The following is an 18,963-nucleotide window of genomic DNA, read 5'->3' as shown; positions in this document are numbered from 1 at the left end:
TTCAGTTATCTGAAGTCAGTGTCGAGTGTACGCTGAGTTCAGTAATCTGAAGTCAGTAGACATGTGAGGTGCGTCATGCGATTGGACGGGGTGCTCGAGGACCGCGGCGCCTGGGTCACTCACGGGCGGTGTCCGATCGAGAAGGCGATGCGAGTGGTCGGCACACGCAACGCGATGCTGGTGATGCGGGAGGCGTTCTACGGCACCATGCGGTTCGACGACTTCGCCGAGCGAGTCGGCATGTCTCCGGCGACGACGTCGGCCAACCTGAAGGGCCTCGTGGAGGCCGGGCTGCTCGATAAGCGTGCGTATCGAGAAGAGGGGGAGCGCACTCGCCACGAGTACGTGCTCACCGACTCCGGTCGGGACCTCATGCCAGTCGTGTTCGGCCTGTTCCAGTGGGGAGAGGCCCACGCCGACGCGCCCACGCCACTGCGACTGGCGCACGTCGACTGCAATGCGCCCGTCCGCGTCGAAATGCGATGCGCAGACGGCCATGAACCCTCCGACGACCAGATCGCGGTGCGGGTGGATAGCTTCGATCAGAACTTGGGGGCGCCGAACAGGGACTGAGCCGCGTGGCGGACGCGGGTGCGCCGCGGCACAACGGCTCGCGCCGCCATGACGTCGTGGTCGGCGTCTTCGATCACTCGGAGGATGTCGCTGTACGACCGTGCGGCGGCCGCGATGGCGGGGCGAGTTGTCGCGGGCAGTCGTTCGATCGCGGGTGTCGTGCGTCGGTACTGATCCCGGTTGACCGCGATGAGATGAGCTACTGCGCGTCTCAGCTCAGATGACGTCGATTGCCGCCGGAGGTCGTCGCGCAGTCGACTCTCGTCGACGCCGAACACCGACAGAACGTCCGTCGGAAGGTACACGCGGTCGCGCCGCAGGTCCTCGGCGACGTCGCGGATGAAGTTGGTGAGTTGAAAGGCTTCGCCGAGCAGTGCGGCGCCGTCGGTGAGCGACGGGTCGGCCCCGAGTACGGGGATCATCTGGATGCCGATGACTGCGGCGGAACCGTACGTGTACTCGGCGAGTTCGTCGAATGTCCGGTACCGGTTTCGGAACAGCGGAGAGCCGGGAAGGTCCATGCGCATCGAGTGCCCGAAGGCGTCGAACGTCGTGATCGGAATGCCGTTGTCTCCGGCGGCGGCTGCCAGCGCGGCGAGTAGGTCGACGTCGTCGGAAGACAGCCCAGCAGGTGGATCGTCGCCTCGCAGCGCGGCGTGCAGTCCGGCCTCGAGAACGTCGATCCGAGCTGTCGCGACATCTGGTGGAAGGCCGCTGTCGACGGCGTCGTCGACGGACCTGGCGTATGCGTACAGTGCATGCACCGCGCGGCGTCGCGAAGCGGGCAGCATCAGTGACGCCAGATAGTAGGTACGGCCTGCCCTCGCCGTCACCGATCGGGCGACGGAGTGCCCGCGTGCGACGTCGCTCATCTTCCGAGCAGGAACGCGCCGCCGCGCCGTAGTCGGAGCGGGTCGGCCTGCCGCAGCGACACCGCGGCCAGCACTGCGAGAGCAAGGGCGAGGAGCGTCTCGACAGGCTTGTAGAACACGATCGAATCGTCCGGCTGGAACACGATGAGCAGGAAGGCGCTCGCTCCGACGATCGTTTGCCGCGCCCACATCGGCAGGGTGAACGCGACCACCAGGACCGTCACCCACGAGTAGTACCAGGGGAGAGTCGACGGTTCCAGGAGGAGGACCGCGAACATCGCCCAGCACATGTATCTCATGGCGGAGTGTTCGTCGCGTCGTCCGCGGAGGAAGAACCAGACGAGCAGGACAACGAGTACTATCTGGCCGATCAGGCGGGTCACCGGCAGGATCGCCTGAAGATTCCACACGTGGAACGGCGCGAGGACATAGCTCGCCACATGCCCGACCAGGCTGGGGAGAGTGAACCAGTTGATGATGCGGTCGGCGAACGTCAGGCCGTTGGTCCAGCCGATCCCCAGTCCGAGGACGGCCGTGAACGCGCCGAAGACCGCAAGCGGGATCGCCGCCGTCGCGGCGAACACTCCAACACCGTCCCGTGCGGAGACGACCCGTTCCCTGCGCAGGTGATCGATCCAGATCCAGACCACGAACGGGACCGCGATGAACGCGGTCACCTTGAGCGATCCCGCGCAGCCGAGGACCAGCAGTCCGAGGACGTGACGGCCGTCCAGGACGAGGGCGACCCCGGCGGCGAGCACTCCCATCAGCAGCAGCTCGGCGTGCGGACCGCCGACGAGATGGATCAGGAGCATGGGGTTGAGCCCCGCCAGCCACAGCCCCCGACGTCGACTCGCGCCGAAATGCGCGGCGATCTTCGGGACCGCCCACAGTGTGAGCAGCAGACCGGGCAGCAGAACGATGCGGAAGGCGATGACTCCGGCGAACACGTTCTGGCCGGTCACCGCGACAACACCGCGTGCAAGCAGCATGAACGCCGGGCTGTAGGGAGACGTCGTGGGTGCCCAGATCTGAGCCATCGAGTCGACAATCGGCCCCGGAACGTGGGCGGGGCCGTCCTGGTACGGATCGAATCCGTCGGCGAGCACCATGGCCTGACCGAGATAGGCGTACACGTCCCGGCTGTACACCGGGATCGCGAGCATCAGCGGCGCGGCCCAGGCCACGACCGTCGTGACGGTCGCTCGTGTGCTCATCGCGTGGGGAGTCCGACCGATCCGCACCCATGCCCAGATCATGAATGTGACGCCGAGCCAGAACACCAGGCCCGACAGCGTCTTGCCGTGGCCGTAGCTCATCGGCGCGAGACCGAGGTCGGCGAGCGTCGGGTTGTTTCGCGGCACATCGGCGAGGCCGTAGGTGCCGACCGTCACTGCGAGCGCGCCCACGAATCCCAGCACGGCGTTCGGATACCGGCCGATGAACGCGGGGAACGACCGGTCGGTCGCGTCGCCGCGGGCCTTGGTGACTGCCGTGGTCATCGGCGCCCGCTGGTTCGAAACAGGTCGATGACGCGCGACGCGGCGAGGCCGCCGGAGATCAGGACCGGAGGGATGCCGACACCGGGAACTGTCGCACTGCCTGCGAGGACGAGGTTGTCGATCGTCGGCCAGACGTTTCGGGTGCGGAACGGCCCGGTCTGCGCGGCCGTGTGCGCGGCCGAGAACGGGGTGCCTGCGGGCAGGCCCGCCCGTTCCCAGGTACGGGGATGGTCGACTCGGAGCAGCCGCATCGCGTCGATGCCCGGGTAACCGCGGCGTGCGAGCGTGGCGAGAACCTCGTCGACGTACGGCTCGGCGAGGACATCCCACGGCAGATCGGCCGAGTCGAGATTGGGGGTCGGAGCGAGCACGGACACCGATTCCATGCCGTCGACGACAAACGTGCCCGGATCGCCGACGGCGCTTCGCGTCACGAGGAACGACCCGTCTTCCATCAGGCGGCCGCGGCGACCGGTGATCTCGGCGAACGTCTGGGTCCACGCAGCGCCGAAGTCGAGCGTGTGGTGACCCGATCGCCACCGGGCGGTCTTCTCGACCGGGACCAGGCCGTGGACGACGACAGCGCTCGGGGAGTAGGTGAGACGTCGCAGTGCCCGGTTCTCGCCGGTCAGGCGCGCGACGGCGTCGCGTTCGACGGTCGAGACGACTGCGTCCGCGGGTATCGGACCGTCGGTCGTGTCGACGGCGACGATCCTGGCTGAAGAGTCTCTGGTGAACCCGGTCGCGGTGATTCCGTAGGAGATGCGGACGCCTGCATCAACAAGCGCCGACGCGAGGACCTCCCCGACTCGACCCATGCCGCCGGGCGCCGCCCACACGCCCCGCCCGATGTCCATGTCCGGGATGATCGCGTAGATCGCGCGGGCACGGTGTGGTGGGACGCCCGCGTAGAGGGCCTGGAACGTGAATGCTCGCTGCAGTCGCTCGTCCGATACGAACCGTGAGATCGCGCCGGTCAAACCGCCGAGCGTGCGGAGTCGGACGAGCTCGGCCGCCGCCTTTCGGGTCCGTCCGTCGGCGAGGTCGCCGAATCCGTCGAAATTCCGGTCGATGAAGACGTCGAACTCGGCGTCGTACACTCTCCGGAGCCAGGTCAGCAGATCGGCGACGTCGGAACCCGCCTTCGGGCCGAAGGTCTCGGCGACGGATGCGGGAATCGCCGCCGCGTCGTGCGGGATCGTCAACGACGTTCCGTCGGAGTAGTTCATCACGTAGCCCGGATCAACGGGCGTCAGAGACAGGCGTTCGCGAGCCTGCTGTTCGGTGACGCCGACGGCGTCGAGTACGTCGACGAGGAGCCCCGGCATCGTGAGGACCGTTGCGCCCGTGTCGAAACGGTGCCCGTCGATCGTCTCGGTCCGGACGAGACCGCCTGCGGCAGAAGTTGTCTCGACGATCGTCACGTCGAGGCCGGACTGGCGGAGGCGGGCCGCTGCCGACAATCCGGCGAGGCCTGCGCCGATCACCACGACATGGGGAGCAGTCACGGCAGTCACTTGCTTCGGCTGGTGACGCGGTGCGCCATGGATGTGAGGTCGGTGCGCGCCCCTGCGGGGCAGTCGAGTGCGTCGATCCTGGCGAGGCCGGCGTCGCGTCGATCGGCGATCTGTCGTTCGATCTCGGCGACGGCTCCGGATCGGACGAGGACGTCGCGAGCTGCGGTCAACTCGGCGTCTCCGATGGGGCGCCCGATGCTGTTGCGCAGCAGCCTGGCGTCGGCGTCGGACGCGGCGTCGAGAGCGACGGCGAGCAGGGCCGTGCGCTTGCCTGCGACGAGATCGTCGCCCGAGGGTTTGCCCGTCTCGGCGGGGTCGCCGAAAACACCCAGCAGATCGTCGCGAAGCTGGAACGCTATCCCGAGATCGATGCCGAGTCCGTGAAGTTCGGCGCACAGTTCGGGAGAGGCACCACCGAGTGTCGCACCTAGTTCCAGTGGACGAGCGACGGTGTAGGCGGCGGTCTTGTAAGCCATCACTCGTTCTGCAGCGGTCAGCGACTCGTCACCGGACACCTCGTTGGTGATGTCGAGAAACTGGCCCGCGAGCACCTCGGTCCGCATCCTGGACCACACCGCGGTCGCCGCGAACGGGATCGGGCGGTGCGGGGGAGCGTAGGCGGCGTCAGGTGTCGGCATGGCACCGTGAAACAGGTCGTCTGCCCAGGCCAGAGCCATGTCGCCGATCAGGATCGCGGCCGAATCGCCGTAGTGCCCGGAGTCGGACGACCACCCTCGGTCGGCGTGGACGGCTTCGAAACGACGGTGCACCGTCGGATTCTGCCTGCGCGTGTCGGAACGATCGAGGATGTCGTCGTGGACCAGGGCGCACGCTTGGATCAGCTCGATCGCCGCGCACACTCGCAGCGTCTCGTGTAGCGCCTCCGGAGTTTCAATCATCGTGATTTTATCTCCGCCGGCGCTCGTCGGGAGCGTAGAGGCGCACTGCCGTCCGGCGAACACGAACAGTGGACGGACGCGCTTGCCACCGGTCATCACGAAGTCGCGCAGGGCGTCGCCTGCCTCGCCGACAGTGGGATAGATCGACTCGAGGATCGGTGCCGTGGCCTGGAAGAACCCGTCGAGCACATCGTCCACTGCAGCCGGCAGCTCCGTCAGATTCACCACGTCAGCAACCCTACCGGTGGATGTTGTGGTGACCGCACTCACGCCGATGAGTCGACATGCCGACCACCGTCGGCGGCAGGGATCGGTCCGTGTCGGAGCTGAACCGAGGCGGTCCGGCCACGACCGTATGATCGGGGCGTGAGTGAACGCAATGAGTCGACAGCCGTCGCAGCCCGCGGGCAGTCCGTGATCGAACGGATCGCAGCCCCCCACAGCGGGCCCGTACCGTTCTCGGTCGAGTTCTTCCCGCCGCGCGACGAGGCGGCTGAAGCTCGACTGTGGCGTGCCGTGCGGGTGTTCGAACGAATGAACCCGGCCTTCGTCTCGATGACCTACGGCGCCGGGGGGAGCACCCGCGACCGCACGGTGCGCATCGCGGGCGAACTGGCGACCGAGACCACTCTGCTGACGATCGCGCACCTGACCGCGGTCAACCACAGCATCGATGAACTTCGGGCCCTTGTCGGCGCCTACGCCGACAAGGGGATCGTCAACCTTCTCGCACTGCGCGGCGACCCCCCGGGCGATCCGCTCGGCACATGGACGAAGCATCCTCAGGGTGTCGAGTACGCATCGGAACTCGTGGAGCTCATCGATTCCCTCGGCGACTTCCATACCGGCGTCGCGTCGTTCCCTGAAGGTCACCATCGGTCGCCCGACTTGGCGTCGGACACGGAGAATCTGGTCCGCAAGCTGCGCGCCGGAGCCGAGTACTCGGTGACGCAGGTGTTCTTCGACGTCGACGACTACTTCCGCCTACGCGACCGGGTGGTGGCCGCGGATCCGGAGCAGGGTGCGAAGCCGCTCATCCCGGGGCTCATGCCCATCACGTCGTTGGCCACCGCGCGTCGTATGACGGAGCTCTCGGGCAGCACGATCCCGGCGGACGTGGAGAAGCGACTCGTTGAAGCAGCAGGCCACGGTCCGGAAGAGGACAAGGCCGCCATCCGTCAGGTTGGAATCGACCTGTGCACGGAGATGGCGCAGCGGTTGATCGACGAGGGCGCACCGTGCCTGCACTTCTGCAGCCTCAACTTCACGAAGGCCACCAGTGAGGTTCTCGAACGTATCGGCATCGACACCCGAGGTGCTCTCGCCTCCGTCTGACGTGCGTCAGTTGGAGGACGTGACCTTGTCGGCGACCTTCTGCAGCGGCTTCGGAAGCGGCGTGGACCGCTGCGAGCGACCGGGACGCGGGCTGTTGTCCCGGTTCTTGTAGGCGGCGAGACCGATGAACACGACCAGGGCGCCGCACAGGATGAGCATGAACCAGGTCCAACTCGGGACGGCGGCGGTCGCCGGGTCGGCGTACTCGGAGTCTGCGTTGAAATCCGTCGTCTGACCGGGCTCGGGGATCCAGGTGACAGTGGAGTCGCCGGACTGTTGACCGTTCGTCGCCGCGACGGGGCCTGCGAAGTCGACCGTGATCGACACGAACGTCTTCGCCGGGTCGAGCTCGAGCAGCGAAGCCGTCCCGCGGAGGCGAACGAACTCGCCGCTGCGTGTCGCCTTCAGGTCGACGGTTGCTGTCGGGTCGGGGAGCGCGGCCGCGATGATGTCGCCCAGCTGGCTGAACTGCCCCGTCGAGAGGTGATCGAACGACAGCTGCGCACCCCTCTTCCCCTCGGCAGTCGGGACGACGGTGTCGGTCGAGTCCGGGGTCTTGCTCGCGGTGGGAGCGGTCGCCGCGTCTTTCGACGGGAAATCGGTAGACCACACCTGGCCGCCGAGCGATGCCGGAATGTCGAACGCGGGAGTCGTCGGGCCGGCGTCGGGGCTGCTCACGACGAGGATTCGGCCAGAGAACTGGTCGCCAACCGTCGTCGACTTGGTGAGGCAACCGGACAGCAGCGGCGCCACTGCGAGGAGCACGACGACGGCGAGAACCGGGGCTCTGCGGAGTGACTTCACGGTGTCATCGTGCCAGAGCGCTGCAACGAATGGTCCTCGCGACACGGGAGCGGCCGCCCGAGGAACGCGAAGGGGCGGGAATCGCCGACGAAGGTGAAGCCGCGCAGGACGTCGGCGAATCCTAGACGCCGATACAGCGACCACGCGCGGTTCGCCTCATCGGCGACCTCCGGCGTCGAGAGGAGAACCGTCGATTCGGGCCGGTCCGCGAGCAGTGCCAACAACAGGCGTTCGCCCAGCCGTGCGCCCTGTGCGATCGGGTGGACGTGGAGTTCGGTGAGCTCGAAGTAGTCGGACGTGATCTTTTCGATCTCGGCCGTCGAGCATCCGGTGCGCCGAAGGCCGGATCGAAGTTGCTGGTTCCACCACTGATCGCGGGCGCCGTGATACCCGTACGCGACTCCGACGAGTATCTCGCGGTCCACGCCGGTCATGCCGTCGACGCGGAGTCGGCTGATCGATGGGCGAAGTGCATCGACGCTCGACACCTCCATGAGCGCGCCGACCGCGTACCAACCCGGTCGAGACATGTGGTCCCGCCACAGGGGAGCACGGTGCGCCTCCGTTCCGCGCGGATAGTTCATCGCCGTCACGTACGTGTGCACCGCGGGGTCGATCCACTCGTTCGCGTCCTGCGGATGCAGCGCCACCAGGCGGTACGGCGACGGCGAACGGGTGGTCATTCTTCTGTCCTATCTGGTGTGGCGAAAGCTGTGGAGAGATTAGCGCGACCAGAATTGTCAGACCCTCGTGGGACTGTGAGCACCAGATCGCCGGTGAGGCACCGGAACGAGCAGGGATGACGAGAGGACGTGACCCGAGATGGCACGGTTGCGAGCGAGTGCACGATCGTCCGAGTCGACGCGCAGCGTCGTCGACGAGCGGGTCGTGCTGCGCAGCCGAGAGCTCCTGGAACGGGCGGAGGCGCTCTTCGAGGATGCGTCGGCAGTCGAGGACGACGGCGCCGAGCGGTTCCGCCTCTTCTACCTGGCTGCGATCCGGGCGTCCGCTGCTGTCCTGGCCGTACACGAGCCTCCGGGGCCGGTCCGTCGGCGCCGCGATGCGCGTGACGCCTGGAGTCGGATCAAGGCCGTGGCGCCCGAGGCTCACGATCTCGCGGAGTACTTCGGCGGACTCTCGGTGATGCGCGGTCACGTCGAGGCCGGACTGGTCAAGACTGTCGACTCGACGTTGTGCGCGCGTGTGGAACGCAGGGCGATGGAGTTCTTGGACCTGGCAGATGCCACACTATTGATGTACGAACAGGGAAAGATGCCCGATCGTCGTCGGTCGACCGGACGGAGTGGTGGTCGTCAAGCGGATCTGCTCGTATCATGAAGTTGTACTGGGCATTGACCGAAGACGCCTAGCTGACCAGCGAGGAGGGATAGTGCCGCTTTCTGAGCACGAGCAACGCATGCTCGACGAAATCGAAAGCGCGCTGTACGCCGAGGATCCGAAGTTCGCCTCGAGCGTGACAAAACAGCGCGTCGGCCGTCCGACGGCGCGACGACGCCTTGTCGCCGTGCTCGGATTCCTTGTCGGTCTGGCGCTTCTTGTCGGAGGCCTCATGGTCGACGTCGAAGTGGGCGGTCTCCGCATTCTGAGCTTCATCGGCTTCCTCGTGATGTTCGGCGCCGCGGCGTTCGGGATATTCGGTCCCCGGGGTTCGAACCTCGCCGACGCGTCGTCTCCGGCATCGCGGGGTGGATCGTCCTCGCGGGCGAAGCCGGGCAAACCGTCTCTGAGCGAACGGATGGAAGAGCGCTTCCAGCGTCGGTTCGACCAGGACGATCACTAGCAGTTCACTAGGGCTTTAGCAGCCCACTAGAGATCTCAGGCGGGGCCTCTCCTTCTCTCATCGAAGAGAAGGAGAGGCCCCGCTTTCGTGTGTCCAGAAGCCGTCGGCCCCCGGTTCCCCACGATGCCCCACCTCGGGTCCCCACTTTCACCCACCGGCGGTCGTGGGATCCCACTTCAGCCTCTTTAGTGCTGTTTTGTCCCACGTATGCCCGCCGACACGCAGGTTGTGTGCTGGCTGTTTCCTGAGAATCTTCAGCTTGTCATTCCCTTGACCTGCATATATGTGTGGGGGTGGGGCTGCTGTGGGGCTTCGGGGGTGGAAAGTGGTGGAAAGTGGGGTACTGTGGGCATCACTGGATGAGGGGGACACCGGAACCGCCGAAACCAGAACGGGTGAGGAGGTTGCCGACATGGCTCGCTTTCTCGGTACCTACACACCCAAGCTCGACGACAAGGGGCGGTTGACCTTGCCGGCCAAATTTCGGGACGCGTTGGCAGGAGGGGTCATGGTGACAAGAAGCCAGGACCGCAGCCTGTCGGTGTACCGCGCAGAGGAGTTCGACGCCATCGCCGAGAAGGCGGTGACCGCGTCGCGCAACGATCCTGAGGCCCGCGCATTCCTGCGGTACTTCTTCGCAGGTGCGGACGAGCAACGACTGGACGGGCAGGGGCGGGTGAGCCTCTCCGGAGAGCATCGCGAGTACGCGGAGCTCACCAAGGAATGCGTGGTGATCGGCTCGTACGACCACCTCGAGATCTGGGACGCGCAGAAGTGGCGCGAGTACCAGGCAGAGCACGAAGAGGCGTTCTCGAACGCCGGGTCGACCGCACTGGACTCGATCCTCTAGCGACTTTTTTGACGAACTGAACACGACGGACGACGACACCTGCGGTGAGACGAGGCCTCGGCCCGATCGACCCTGACGTACTTCCCCAACGCCAGGTGCGCTCGGGCGGGGACCCCGCTTCACCGCAGCGTCGTTTCCGCGTGCTCAATTCGTTCAGCACATAACGACGCGTCTGCCACCGACCCGTGGCGGCGTCCTACATGCGACACCGGGGAGGGGGCGCAGTGAACGAACGTCAGCACGGTGAACACGGACACGTGCCGGTGATGGCCGAGCGAATGTTCGATCTCCTGGCGCCCGCGCTGACCCGCACCGATCCCGACGGCAGTGGCGCGGTCCTCGTCGACGGCACACTCGGAGCGGGCGGACACACCGAGTACTTCCTCACCCGGCTGCCCGCGCTCACGGTGCACGCGATCGACCGCGACACCTCGGCCATCGGCATCGCGAGTGAACGCCTCGCAGGATTCGGCGACCGTGTGTTCTTTCACCACGCACGCTACGACGAGATCGACGACGTGGTGACGCGCGCCGGCCTGTCGACAGTCGACGGGGTCCTGCTCGACCTCGGCGTCTCGTCGATGCAACTCGACCGCACCGATCGCGGCTTCGCCTATTCGGTGGACGCCCCACTAGACATGCGGATGAACGCAGACGACGATCTGACCGCCGCGGACATCCTCAACACGTACGAGCACGGTGCATTGGCGCGTGTGCTCAGTGAGTACGGCGAGGAGCGCTTCGCGGGAAAGATCGCGTCTGCTGTCCTCCGTGAGCGCGCCATCGAACCGTTCACCACGAGCGGCAGACTCGTCGAGCTGCTGTACGCGACGATCCCGGCGGCGACACGCAGGACTGGAGGTCATCCCGCCAAGCGGACGTTTCAGGCCCTGCGGATCGAGGTCAACCACGAGCTCGACTCGCTCCGTGGCGTGATTCCGGCGTCGCTGGACGTACTCGCAGTCGGTGGACGTCTTGCGGTGATGAGCTACCAGTCCCTCGAGGACCGGATCGTCAAACGCGACTTCGCACAGGCGGTCCGCAACACCACACCCGCCGGTCTTCCGGTGGACCTTCCGGGCACGGCCGCCCGGTTCGCTCTCGTGACGAGGGGAGCGGAACAGGCCGACGCAACCGAACGCGAAGCGAATCCTCGCTCTGCGCCGGTGCGCATCCGTGCGATCGAACGCGTGGCACAAGACGAAGGGGGCACACGGTGAGCACTCTGCTCGACGACCGTAAGACTGGTCCCGAGCGTTCGGCGGGGGCCGGCGCTCGGACCGAGAAGGCACGAGGTGAACGTCGTCCGCGGCGGACTCGCGGTACCGCTGCAGTCGAGCGAGCGAGCCGGTCGAAGGCCGCGCAGCGTGCTCTGGACCGGCGTGAACGTCGCATGGGAGCTGTCGTGTCGGGCGGCATCACGAGTCGGCGCATCGCAGGCGTCCCCTTGGTGTTCCCGGTTCTTCTGCTGATCGTCGGAGCTCTCGGCCTCACCCTGTACCTGACGACCAAGTCGGCTCAGGACTCGTACGCGCTCGACGCGTTGCGCAGTGAGAACCAGTCGCTGGCTGATCGTCGCGACGATCTGCAGCGCACGTTCGACAAGGCCGACGCCGCACCCGCACTCGCGGCGAAGGCCGCCGAACAGGGGATGGTGCCCGCTGACGGCGCCCTCCAGGTGACCGTCGGCGAGAACGGGCCGAAGAAGGTCCGCGGCACGGCGAACCCGGCCGACGGCAAACCGCTGCCCGCCCTGAACCCGGAGCCGAACCCGGTCGCGAAGATCGACGCCGCCAAGGTCGACGACTCGGAGGGGCTGGGCACGACGGAAACGACGTCGACCGCGCCGACGTCAACCGACCGCGCGACGGCCCCGACATCGTCGACGCCTGCGCCGAATGTGGTTCCGCGGTCTGCCGCCACGCCGAGGCCGAATACCGCACGTGCACGCTGACCGGGTGGAGAATCGACAATCATGACCCGATCCAGTTCCCGTTCCGTGCGCCCGCCGGCGTCCAGGCCGGGCGCAAGGTCGAGTGCGGGCGGTCGACCGCCGACCCCGCCGCCGGTGGACGACTCGCGGATCGATGAGCTCGACTCGGCCCCGTCGCCACGATTCATCGGACGGCAGCGAATCGTCGGGGTTCTCGTGGCCGCCGCATTGGTGCTTGTCACCGGTCGGATGGTGTACGTCAACGTGATCGCGGCAGACGACATCTCTGCACTCGCCGCGCAGCAGCGGTCGGTGACGATGCAACTGCCCGCGACACGTGGATCCATCGTCGACCGCAACGGGCGACTCCTGGCGCACACCGACGACGCGCGTGCGCTGACCTTCCAGCCGAAGGCCGTCCGCGCGTCCATCGACACAGAGCACAAGAAGAACAGCGCAGTCCCGGACGTTCCGACGCGACTCAAGGAGATATCCACCGGTGTGTCGGAGATGCTCGGCGGCAGCATCAGTCAAGAGGATCTGCTCGCGCGGCTGACGTCCGACAAGGACTTCGTTTACCTGGCGCGCTCCATAACTCCGGAGCTCGCGAAGTCGATCCAGGACAAGTTCCCCGAGGTCGGAGCCGAGAAGCAGAGCATACGGGTGTACCCGGGCGGATCTCTTGCAGCCAACGTCGTCGGCGATGTGAACTTCGACGGCAACGGACTGATCGGCCTCGAATCGTCGCTCGAACCGGTCCTGGCCGGTACCAACGGCACTGAAACCTTCGACCAGGGGCGTGACGGCGTCATGATCCCCGGCAGCAAGCGGAACGTGCATCCGGCGAAGGACGGTGAGACTGTCCACCTGACGCTCGACTCCGACGTCCAGTGGTTTGTGCAGAGCCAGGTCAACATGGCGAAGAAGGCGTCAGGTGCGAACAACGTGTCCGCGGTCGTCATGGACAGTCGGACCGGTGAAGTCCTCGCGATGGCCAACGACGGCACCTTCGATGCATCGAAGCCGCTCGACGAGCAGAAAGGCGCCGACCTGGGCAACCGTTCGGTGACCTCGCCGTTCGAGCCGGGGTCGGTCAACAAAATCGTGACCGCCGCTGCCGCGCTCGAGTACGGAGTGACCAATCCCGATGAGGTTCTGCAGGTTCCGGGCTCGATCAAGATGTCGGGCATCACCGTCAACGACGCGTGGGCCCACGGCACGGCGCCGTACACGACGACCGGCGTGTTCGGGAAGTCGTCGAACGTCGGCACGCTCATGCTCGCGCAGCGGGTCGGGGAACGTCGCTTCGCCGACATGCTGCAGCGTTTCGGGCTCGGTGCGATGACAGGCGTCGGTCTGCCGGGCGAGAGCCCAGGCGCCGTTCCAGCTCTCAGTCAGTGGTCCGGCGGTTCGTTCGCAAACCTCCCGATCGGTCAGGGTCTGTCGATGACTCTGCTGCAGATGACGTCGATGTACCAGGCGATCGCCAACGGTGGTGTGCGGATCCCGCCGCGAATCATCACCGGTGGCGAGAAGCCGGACTCGGTGCGTGTGGTCTCTCCCAAGACGGCCGACACCGTCCGCGACATGTTCCGAGCCGTGATGCAGAACGACGACGACGGCAACCAGCAGGGGACAGGCGCGAAGGGCGCCATCGCCGGATACCAGACTTCGGGGAAGACCGGAACCGCGCAGCAGGTGGATCCGGCGTGCAACTGCTACTCGAAGTCCAGCTACAACATCACTTTCGCGGGTATCGCACCGGCGGACGACCCGCGGTACGTCGTGGGCATCATGATGGACAACCCGGTGCGCAGCTCCGACGGCTCGGGCGGTCAGTCGGCGGCACCTCTGTTCGCCACGATCGGCGCATGGCTGCTGCAGCACGAGCGTGTGCCGTACTCGGCTCAGCCCGCACCGCGTCTGCGCCTGCAGGCCTGACCGGCGCTGTCGCACGGCCACGGTAGATTCATCTGTCGAGAAACGTGCACGAACGATCCGTCGTGCGCGGAGCACCACAGGAAGAGGTCTTCGACGTGAGCACAGGAGCGGACGTCCCGCGCAACGGGTTCCGACCGGCCACCGATCCGGTGCTGTTGTCGCAGCTCGCTGCTCTGTCCGGTGCGACCCTCGACGGCTCGGACATCGAGGTCTCCGGCATCACGCTGCGTGCGCAGGCGGCCGGAGCAGGCGACGTGTTCGCTGCCATGGCAGGCACACGGACCCATGGGGCGACCTACGTGAGCCAGGCGGAGGCGGCGGGGGCCGTAGCGGTGTTCACCGACCCTGCAGGCCTCGAGACGGTCCGGGCGGCCGGGTCGACGCTTCCGGTGCTGGTCCATCCAGAGCCGCGGAGTGTGCTCGGTGCGGTGTCGGCGCGCGTGTACGGCGACCCGTCGTCGAAGCTCACTCTCATCGGGATCACTGGGACGTCGGGTAAAACGACGACGTCGTATCTAGCCGAGGCGGCGCTGCGAGCGTCGGGCAAGAGTGTCGGACTCGTCGGGACGACGGGATCGAGGATCGACGGCGAGCCGATTCCGAGCGACCTGACCACGCCGGAGGCGCCCGACCTCCAGCGGCTGCTCGCGGTGATGCTCGAGCGCGGCGCGGACGCCGTGGTGATGGAGGTGTCGAGTCATGCTCTGTCGCTCGGTCGCGTCGACGGCTGCCGGTTCGCGGTTGGAGCGTTCACCAATCTGTCTCAGGATCACCTCGACTACCACAAGACGATGGACGAGTACTTCGACGCGAAGGCGCGGCTGTTCGCCGCAGGCTCGCCCAATCGCGCTGCGCGCACCGTGATCTGCGTCGACGACGAGTGGGGTGTCCGGATGGCGCGGATCGCGTCCGACGGCGGGCATCCGACGGTCACGGTGTCGACGGGCGGCACCGTGGGCGACTGGAGGGTGTCGGCAGTGGTCAGCGAAGCGCGGGGAAGCCAACGGGTGTCCGCGGTGAGCGTGGACGGAATAGCCCACGACGTACTCGTTCCGCTCCCCGGCGCGTACAACATCGCGAACGCCCTCGTCGCTCTCGCCACGGTCGACGAGGCGGGTGTCGACGTCGACGTGGCGATCCGCGGCCTCGCCGACGTGGCCGTGCCCGGACGGGTCGAGAAGATCGACCGAGGGCAGGACTTCCTGGCAGTAGTCGACTATGCGCACAAGCCCGCGGCCGTCGAGGCGGTTCTCGCTACTCTCGCCGCCGACACAGACGGACGTATCGCCGTTGTTCTCGGCGCAGGCGGCGACCGCGACACGGAGAAGCGGCCTCTGATGGGTGCGGCCGCTGTGAGGGCCGCCGACCTGGTGATCGTGACCGACGACAATCCGCGGTCTGAAGACCCGTCGACGATTCGAGCGGCCGTCGTCGCCGGTGCCGATGCCGTTCCCGCCAGCGAGCGCAGAGCATCGGACGTCCGTGAGATAGGCGATCGGCGAGCTGCGATCACCGCCGCCGTGGCGTGGGCGCGTTCCGGCGACGTGGTGCTCGTCGCGGGCAAGGGCCACGAGACGGGGCAGGAGATCAACGGGGTGAAGCATCCCTTCGACGACCGCGAGGTCCTCGGCGAAGCACTTGACGCGACGTCTCGTGACGCGACGCTGCATGTCCTCATCGCCGACCCCGGAGCCGACGTGCCCGCGGCCAAACGGCTGCTCCGCGAGATGGTGGCGGTCGCGGCAGACTCTGGAGCGGGCAGTGCCCACCGCTCCGGCGATTCGGCCCGAACCTGGGCCGTATTCGGCGAACTCGCCGACCCAACCGGATCCGACGACAACACCCGGGCGGTGGACCACGACGGACTCGGACGGCAGGCCGTCCGTGTTGCGGTCGACAAGATCATCGCCGTCGGCACCTCACGTGTGGTCCGTGCCCTGCATCAGGGTGCGGTCATGGAGGGGTCGTGGGGCGACGAGGCCGCGTTCGTCGAGACGCCCGCGGCGGCCGTCGACCACATGCGCACCGCGTCGGGTTACCGCCCCGGACCGGGTGACGTGGTGGTGGTCGCCGGACCGGACGACCTCGCTCCCGCGCTGATCGCGTTCTGGCAGAACGAGCTTCACCTGCAGGTTCGTCGCGTCCGAGTGTGATGTCCGACGCGCGACCGCCTACCGGGTGCCCTCATTCAGGGCCTTCACAGGCTAGATTCAGTAGTCAAAGTTCTCTCGACGAGTGAGGATTCATCAGCTGTGACCCAGATTCTGATCGCCGGAGCGATCTCGCTGGCGGTGTCGATTCTGTTGACCCCCGTGCTGATCAAGGTGTTCTCGCGCCAGGGATTCGGCCAGGAGATCCGCGACGAGGGCCCCGAAAGCCACAAGGCGAAGCGCGGCACCCCGTCGATGGGCGGCGTCGCCATTATCACCGCACTGTGGGCCGGTTACCTCGGCGCTCACCTCGTAGGTCTGATCGGCAACGGCCAGGGACCGAGCGCCTCGGGTCTCCTGGTGCTGGGGCTCGCCACCGCCTTGGGGCTCGTCGGGTTCCTCGACGACTTCATCAAGATCCGCAAACAGCGCAACCTCGGGCTGAACAAGACCGCCAAATCGGTCGGCCAGTTCCTCGCCGCGATCATCTTCGGCATCCTCCTGCTGCAGTTCCGCAACGGCGCCGAACTGACGCCCGCGAGCGAGCACCTCTCGTACGCGCGCGACATCAACGTCATCTCGCTCACCGCGGTGGGTTTTGTGTTCTTCTGCTGGCTCGTTGTCGCAGCGTGGTCGAACGCGGTGAACTTCACCGACGGCCTCGACGGTCTCGCCGCCGGCTCGGCCGCCATGGTGATGGGTTCGTACGTCCTCATCACGTTCTGGCAGTTCCGTCAGTCGTGTGAACTGCTCGGCGTGTCCGACGACAAGGCGGGCTGCTACCAGGTTCGCGACCCGCTCGACCTCGCCGTCGTCGCCGTAGCGGCAGGCGGCGCGTGCTTGGGCTTCCTCTGGTGGAACGCCGCTCCGGCGAAGATCTTCATGGGCGACACCGGCTCGCTTGCCCTCGGCGGTCTGATCGCGGGCCTGTCGATCACCACCAAGACTGAGCTGCTCGCCGTTGTTCTCGGCGCGCTGTTCGTCGCCGAGATCATTTCGGTGGTCGTCCAGATCGCGTTCTTCCAGACCACCGGGAAGCGCGTGTTCCGCATGGCGCCGTTCCACCATCACTTCGAGTTGGGCGGCTGGGCCGAGACCACGGTCATCATCAGGTTCTGGTTGCTCACGGCCATCGCATGCGCGCTCGGCCTGACGCTGTTCTACGGCGAGTTCCTCTCGCTGCAGAGCTGACGAAACCATGAGTGTGCAGCAGCGGCCCGAACTCATCCTCGCAGGCAAGCACGTCCTGGTCGCAGGAGCGCGGGCGACCGGTCTCGCGGTCCTGAACCTGCTCCAGGAGCAGAACGCCAGGGTGACGATGCTCGACACCAAGTTCGCCCACGGCGGGACCGACCCCGATCTGGCTGGGCGAGGCGTTGCGATGGTCGCACCCGACGCGTTCGACGTCGACGGTGTCGTCAGTGCGCCGTCGGACGTCGACGTGATCGTCGTGTCGCCGGGCTTCCGGCCCGATGACGCGTTGCTGGCGGCCGCGGCCGCCGCGGGGATTCCGGTGTGGGGCGACGTCGAACTGGCGTGGCGCGCCGACCAGGCCGGACTGTACGGCCCGGCGCGGACCTGGCTCGTGATCACCGGTACCAACGGCAAGACCACCACGACGTCGATGGCCGAGGCCATCGTGGACGCTGCGGACCTCGCTGTGCTCGCGTGCGGCAACATCGGGCTGACCGTCGCCGACGCGCTCCGGGCGACGCCCCGGGCCGACGTCCTGTGCGTCGAGATGTCGTCGTTCCAACTGCACTGGGCGCCGTCGGTACGGCCGGCGGCGGGTGTGGTGCTCAATGTGGCCGACGATCATCTCGATTGGCACGGGTCGTTCGACGCGTACGCGGCCGCGAAACAGCAGGCGTTGCTGGGCGACGTGGCCGTCATCGGTCTCGACGACACGGTCGCCTCCGGCCTCCCGGTTGGAGAGGGGTCCCGGCGGATCGGGTTCACCCTGGCCGTGCCGGAGGCCGGCCAACTGGGCATCGTGGACGGGATGCTCGTCGACAATGCGTTCGCCGACACCGCGAGGACGCTCATCGCCGCCGACCGCATCCGGCCCGCCGGACCGTCGGGGCTGTTGGACGCGTTGGCGGCGGCTGCGGTCACCAGGGCGGTGGGGATTGCTCCGGAGGCCGTCGAGCGCGGCCTGATCGGATTCTCGCCGGCTGCGCACCGCGGCCAGACCGTGGCGCGGATCAGCACGACCGTGTTCGTCGACGACTCGAAGGCCACGAACCCACACGCCGCGCAGGCCGCGGTGTCCGGATACGAGCGAGTGGTGCTCATCGCGGGCGGCCTGTTGAAAGGTGCGCCGGTCGACGACCTGATCGCGCGCAACAAGGATCGTTTCGCTGGAGTCGTCGCGATTGGAACTGATCGCGAGATCATTCTCGACGCGATTTCGCGACACGCCCCAGAAGTCCCAGCAGTCACAGTATTCACAAGGGACGATGGTTCGGTGATGACTCAGCGGACTGATGGCGGCACTTCAGCCATCGCAGCGACCGGTGCCTCGGGTGCCGACGCCGTGATGGCGCAGGCGGTCTCGGCCGCCTGGCAGTTGGCAGAGGCAGACCAGGCGGGCTCCGGTCGGGCCGTGGACGCGGTGCTGTTGGCGCCTGCGGCCGCGTCGCTCGACATGTTCGCCAGTTACGGTGCGCGTGGCGACTCGTTCGCGACCGCATCGCTGGCTCTCGCCGACTCCGTCGCGAACCGATGAGCAGTCGAGACCGGCGAGACGGCCGGGATCGTCGCGACCGACGCCGCAGGCGGCCCGG

The 18,963-nt window shown here is 67.0% G+C and carries 17 protein-coding genes; 11 read left to right on the top strand and 6 right to left on the bottom strand.

Annotated features, from left to right (window positions below; genetic code table 11):
* The first annotated feature begins 75 nt into the window (after positions 1-75).
* A complete protein-coding gene (locus tag JVX90_RS10330; RefSeq protein WP_205328709.1) occupies positions 76-573 on the top strand; it encodes a helix-turn-helix domain-containing protein in 498 nt (165 codons plus the stop codon).
* On the opposite strand, the gene JVX90_RS10325 is transcribed toward JVX90_RS10330, so the two are convergent.
* Genes JVX90_RS10325 through JVX90_RS10310 form a run of 4 tightly spaced genes read right to left on the bottom strand, consistent with a single transcriptional unit; the run spans position 543 to position 5,591 of the window.
* Positions 543-1,445 (bottom strand): phytoene/squalene synthase family protein, encoded by a 903-nt coding sequence (locus tag JVX90_RS10325; RefSeq protein ID WP_205328708.1) that lies wholly within the window; start codon positions 1,443-1,445, stop codon positions 543-545. The genes JVX90_RS10330 and JVX90_RS10325 overlap by 31 nt on opposite strands.
* Positions 1,442-2,947, bottom strand: a complete 1,506-nt coding sequence (gene mptB / locus JVX90_RS10320; protein WP_205328707.1) for a polyprenol phosphomannose-dependent alpha 1,6 mannosyltransferase MptB — start codon at positions 2,945-2,947, stop codon at positions 1,442-1,444. The genes JVX90_RS10325 and mptB overlap by 4 nt, the downstream gene beginning before the upstream one ends.
* Positions 2,944-4,464 (bottom strand): phytoene desaturase family protein, encoded by a 1,521-nt coding sequence (gene crtI / locus JVX90_RS10315; RefSeq protein WP_205328706.1) that lies wholly within the window; start codon positions 4,462-4,464, stop codon positions 2,944-2,946. Before crtI ends, mptB begins: the two co-directional genes overlap by 4 nt.
* Positions 4,461-5,591, bottom strand: a complete 1,131-nt coding sequence (locus tag JVX90_RS10310) for a polyprenyl synthetase family protein (protein WP_240193852.1) — start codon at positions 5,589-5,591, stop codon at positions 4,461-4,463. Before JVX90_RS10310 ends, crtI begins: the two co-directional genes overlap by 4 nt.
* A 138-nt stretch (positions 5,592-5,729) precedes the next feature.
* Here JVX90_RS10310 and metF point away from each other — a divergent pair, with 138 nt between their 5' ends.
* The gene (metF, locus tag JVX90_RS10305) at positions 5,730-6,698 is read left to right on the top strand and encodes a methylenetetrahydrofolate reductase [NAD(P)H] (protein ID WP_205328704.1); all 969 of its coding nucleotides are present in this window, start codon (positions 5,730-5,732) and stop codon (positions 6,696-6,698) included.
* Between the two features lie 6 nt (positions 6,699-6,704).
* Here metF and JVX90_RS10300 read toward each other — a convergent pair whose 3' ends face one another.
* Together JVX90_RS10300 and JVX90_RS10295 are read right to left on the bottom strand one after the other, a co-directional pair.
* Positions 6,705-7,502, bottom strand: a complete 798-nt coding sequence (locus JVX90_RS10300; RefSeq protein ID WP_205328703.1) for a hypothetical protein — start codon at positions 7,500-7,502, stop codon at positions 6,705-6,707.
* On the bottom strand, positions 7,499-8,185 hold the full coding sequence (locus JVX90_RS10295) for a GNAT family N-acetyltransferase (protein WP_205328702.1): 687 nt from the start codon (positions 8,183-8,185) through the stop codon (positions 7,499-7,501). Before JVX90_RS10295 ends, JVX90_RS10300 begins: the two co-directional genes overlap by 4 nt.
* A 139-nt stretch (positions 8,186-8,324) precedes the next feature.
* On the opposite strand from JVX90_RS10295, the gene JVX90_RS10290 reads away from it, so the two are divergent.
* The 9 genes from JVX90_RS10290 (at position 8,325) to murD (ending at position 18,905) form a co-directional block, all read left to right on the top strand.
* Positions 8,325-8,840 (top strand): SAV_6107 family HEPN domain-containing protein, encoded by a 516-nt coding sequence (locus JVX90_RS10290; protein ID WP_205328701.1) that lies wholly within the window; start codon positions 8,325-8,327, stop codon positions 8,838-8,840.
* 52 nt (positions 8,841-8,892) lie between these two features.
* A complete protein-coding gene (locus tag JVX90_RS10285; protein WP_205328700.1) occupies positions 8,893-9,303 on the top strand; it encodes a DUF3040 domain-containing protein in 411 nt (136 codons plus the stop codon).
* A 412-nt stretch (positions 9,304-9,715) separates the two neighbouring features.
* Positions 9,716-10,153, top strand: coding sequence for a division/cell wall cluster transcriptional repressor MraZ (mraZ, locus tag JVX90_RS10280; RefSeq protein WP_008376758.1), 438 nt, complete (start codon positions 9,716-9,718; stop codon positions 10,151-10,153).
* 224 nt (positions 10,154-10,377) lie between these two features.
* On the top strand, positions 10,378-11,373 hold the full coding sequence (gene rsmH / locus JVX90_RS10275; protein WP_275889924.1) for a 16S rRNA (cytosine(1402)-N(4))-methyltransferase RsmH: 996 nt from the start codon (positions 10,378-10,380) through the stop codon (positions 11,371-11,373).
* Complete coding sequence (locus JVX90_RS10270) at positions 11,370-12,107, top strand: hypothetical protein (protein ID WP_205328698.1); 738 nt, start codon at positions 11,370-11,372, stop codon at positions 12,105-12,107. The genes rsmH and JVX90_RS10270 overlap by 4 nt, the downstream gene beginning before the upstream one ends.
* Before the next feature lie 21 nt (positions 12,108-12,128).
* Positions 12,129-14,027 (top strand): penicillin-binding protein 2, encoded by a 1,899-nt coding sequence (locus JVX90_RS10265; protein WP_240193851.1) that lies wholly within the window; start codon positions 12,129-12,131, stop codon positions 14,025-14,027.
* A gap of 95 nt (positions 14,028-14,122) precedes the next feature.
* Positions 14,123-16,180: a UDP-N-acetylmuramoyl-L-alanyl-D-glutamate--2,6-diaminopimelate ligase gene (locus JVX90_RS10260; protein WP_205328697.1), complete on the top strand. Its 2,058-nt coding sequence runs from the start codon at positions 14,123-14,125 to the stop codon at positions 16,178-16,180.
* Between the two features lie 99 nt (positions 16,181-16,279).
* A complete protein-coding gene (gene mraY, locus JVX90_RS10255) occupies positions 16,280-17,368 on the top strand; it encodes a phospho-N-acetylmuramoyl-pentapeptide-transferase (RefSeq protein WP_205328696.1) in 1,089 nt (362 codons plus the stop codon).
* Between the two features lie 7 nt (positions 17,369-17,375).
* Positions 17,376-18,905 carry a UDP-N-acetylmuramoyl-L-alanine--D-glutamate ligase gene (murD, locus tag JVX90_RS10250; RefSeq protein WP_205328695.1) on the top strand — a complete coding sequence of 510 codons (1,530 nt, stop codon included), beginning with the start codon at positions 17,376-17,378 and terminating at the stop codon, positions 18,903-18,905.
* Positions 18,906-18,963 lie beyond the last annotated feature (58 nt).

Origin of the sequence: Gordonia sp. PDNC005, from assembly GCF_016919385.1 — a bacterium.
Classification (GTDB): domain Bacteria; phylum Actinomycetota; class Actinomycetes; order Mycobacteriales; family Mycobacteriaceae; genus Gordonia.
The sequence above is the reverse complement of the archived record's forward strand: the minus strand, read 5'-3'. Positions and strand labels throughout refer to the sequence as shown.

Excerpts from the sequence above, each read along its gene's own strand:
- JVX90_RS10330 (WP_205328709.1), top strand. The coding sequence starts at position 76 with ATGCGATTGGACGGGGTGCTCGAGGACCGCGGCGCCTGGGTCACTCAC.
- JVX90_RS10325 (WP_205328708.1), bottom strand. The coding sequence starts at position 1,445 with ATGAGCGACGTCGCACGCGGGCACTCCGTCGCCCGATCGGTGACGGCG.
- mptB (WP_205328707.1), bottom strand. The coding sequence starts at position 2,947 with ATGACCACGGCAGTCACCAAGGCCCGCGGCGACGCGACCGACCGGTCG.
- JVX90_RS10295 (WP_205328702.1), bottom strand. The coding sequence starts at position 8,185 with ATGACCACCCGTTCGCCGTCGCCGTACCGCCTGGTGGCGCTGCATCCG.
- JVX90_RS10290 (WP_205328701.1), top strand. The coding sequence starts at position 8,325 with ATGGCACGGTTGCGAGCGAGTGCACGATCGTCCGAGTCGACGCGCAGC.
- mraZ (WP_008376758.1), top strand. The coding sequence starts at position 9,716 with ATGGCTCGCTTTCTCGGTACCTACACACCCAAGCTCGACGACAAGGGG.
- JVX90_RS10265 (WP_240193851.1), top strand. The coding sequence starts at position 12,129 with ATGACCCGATCCAGTTCCCGTTCCGTGCGCCCGCCGGCGTCCAGGCCG.
- murD (WP_205328695.1), top strand. The coding sequence starts at position 17,376 with ATGAGTGTGCAGCAGCGGCCCGAACTCATCCTCGCAGGCAAGCACGTC.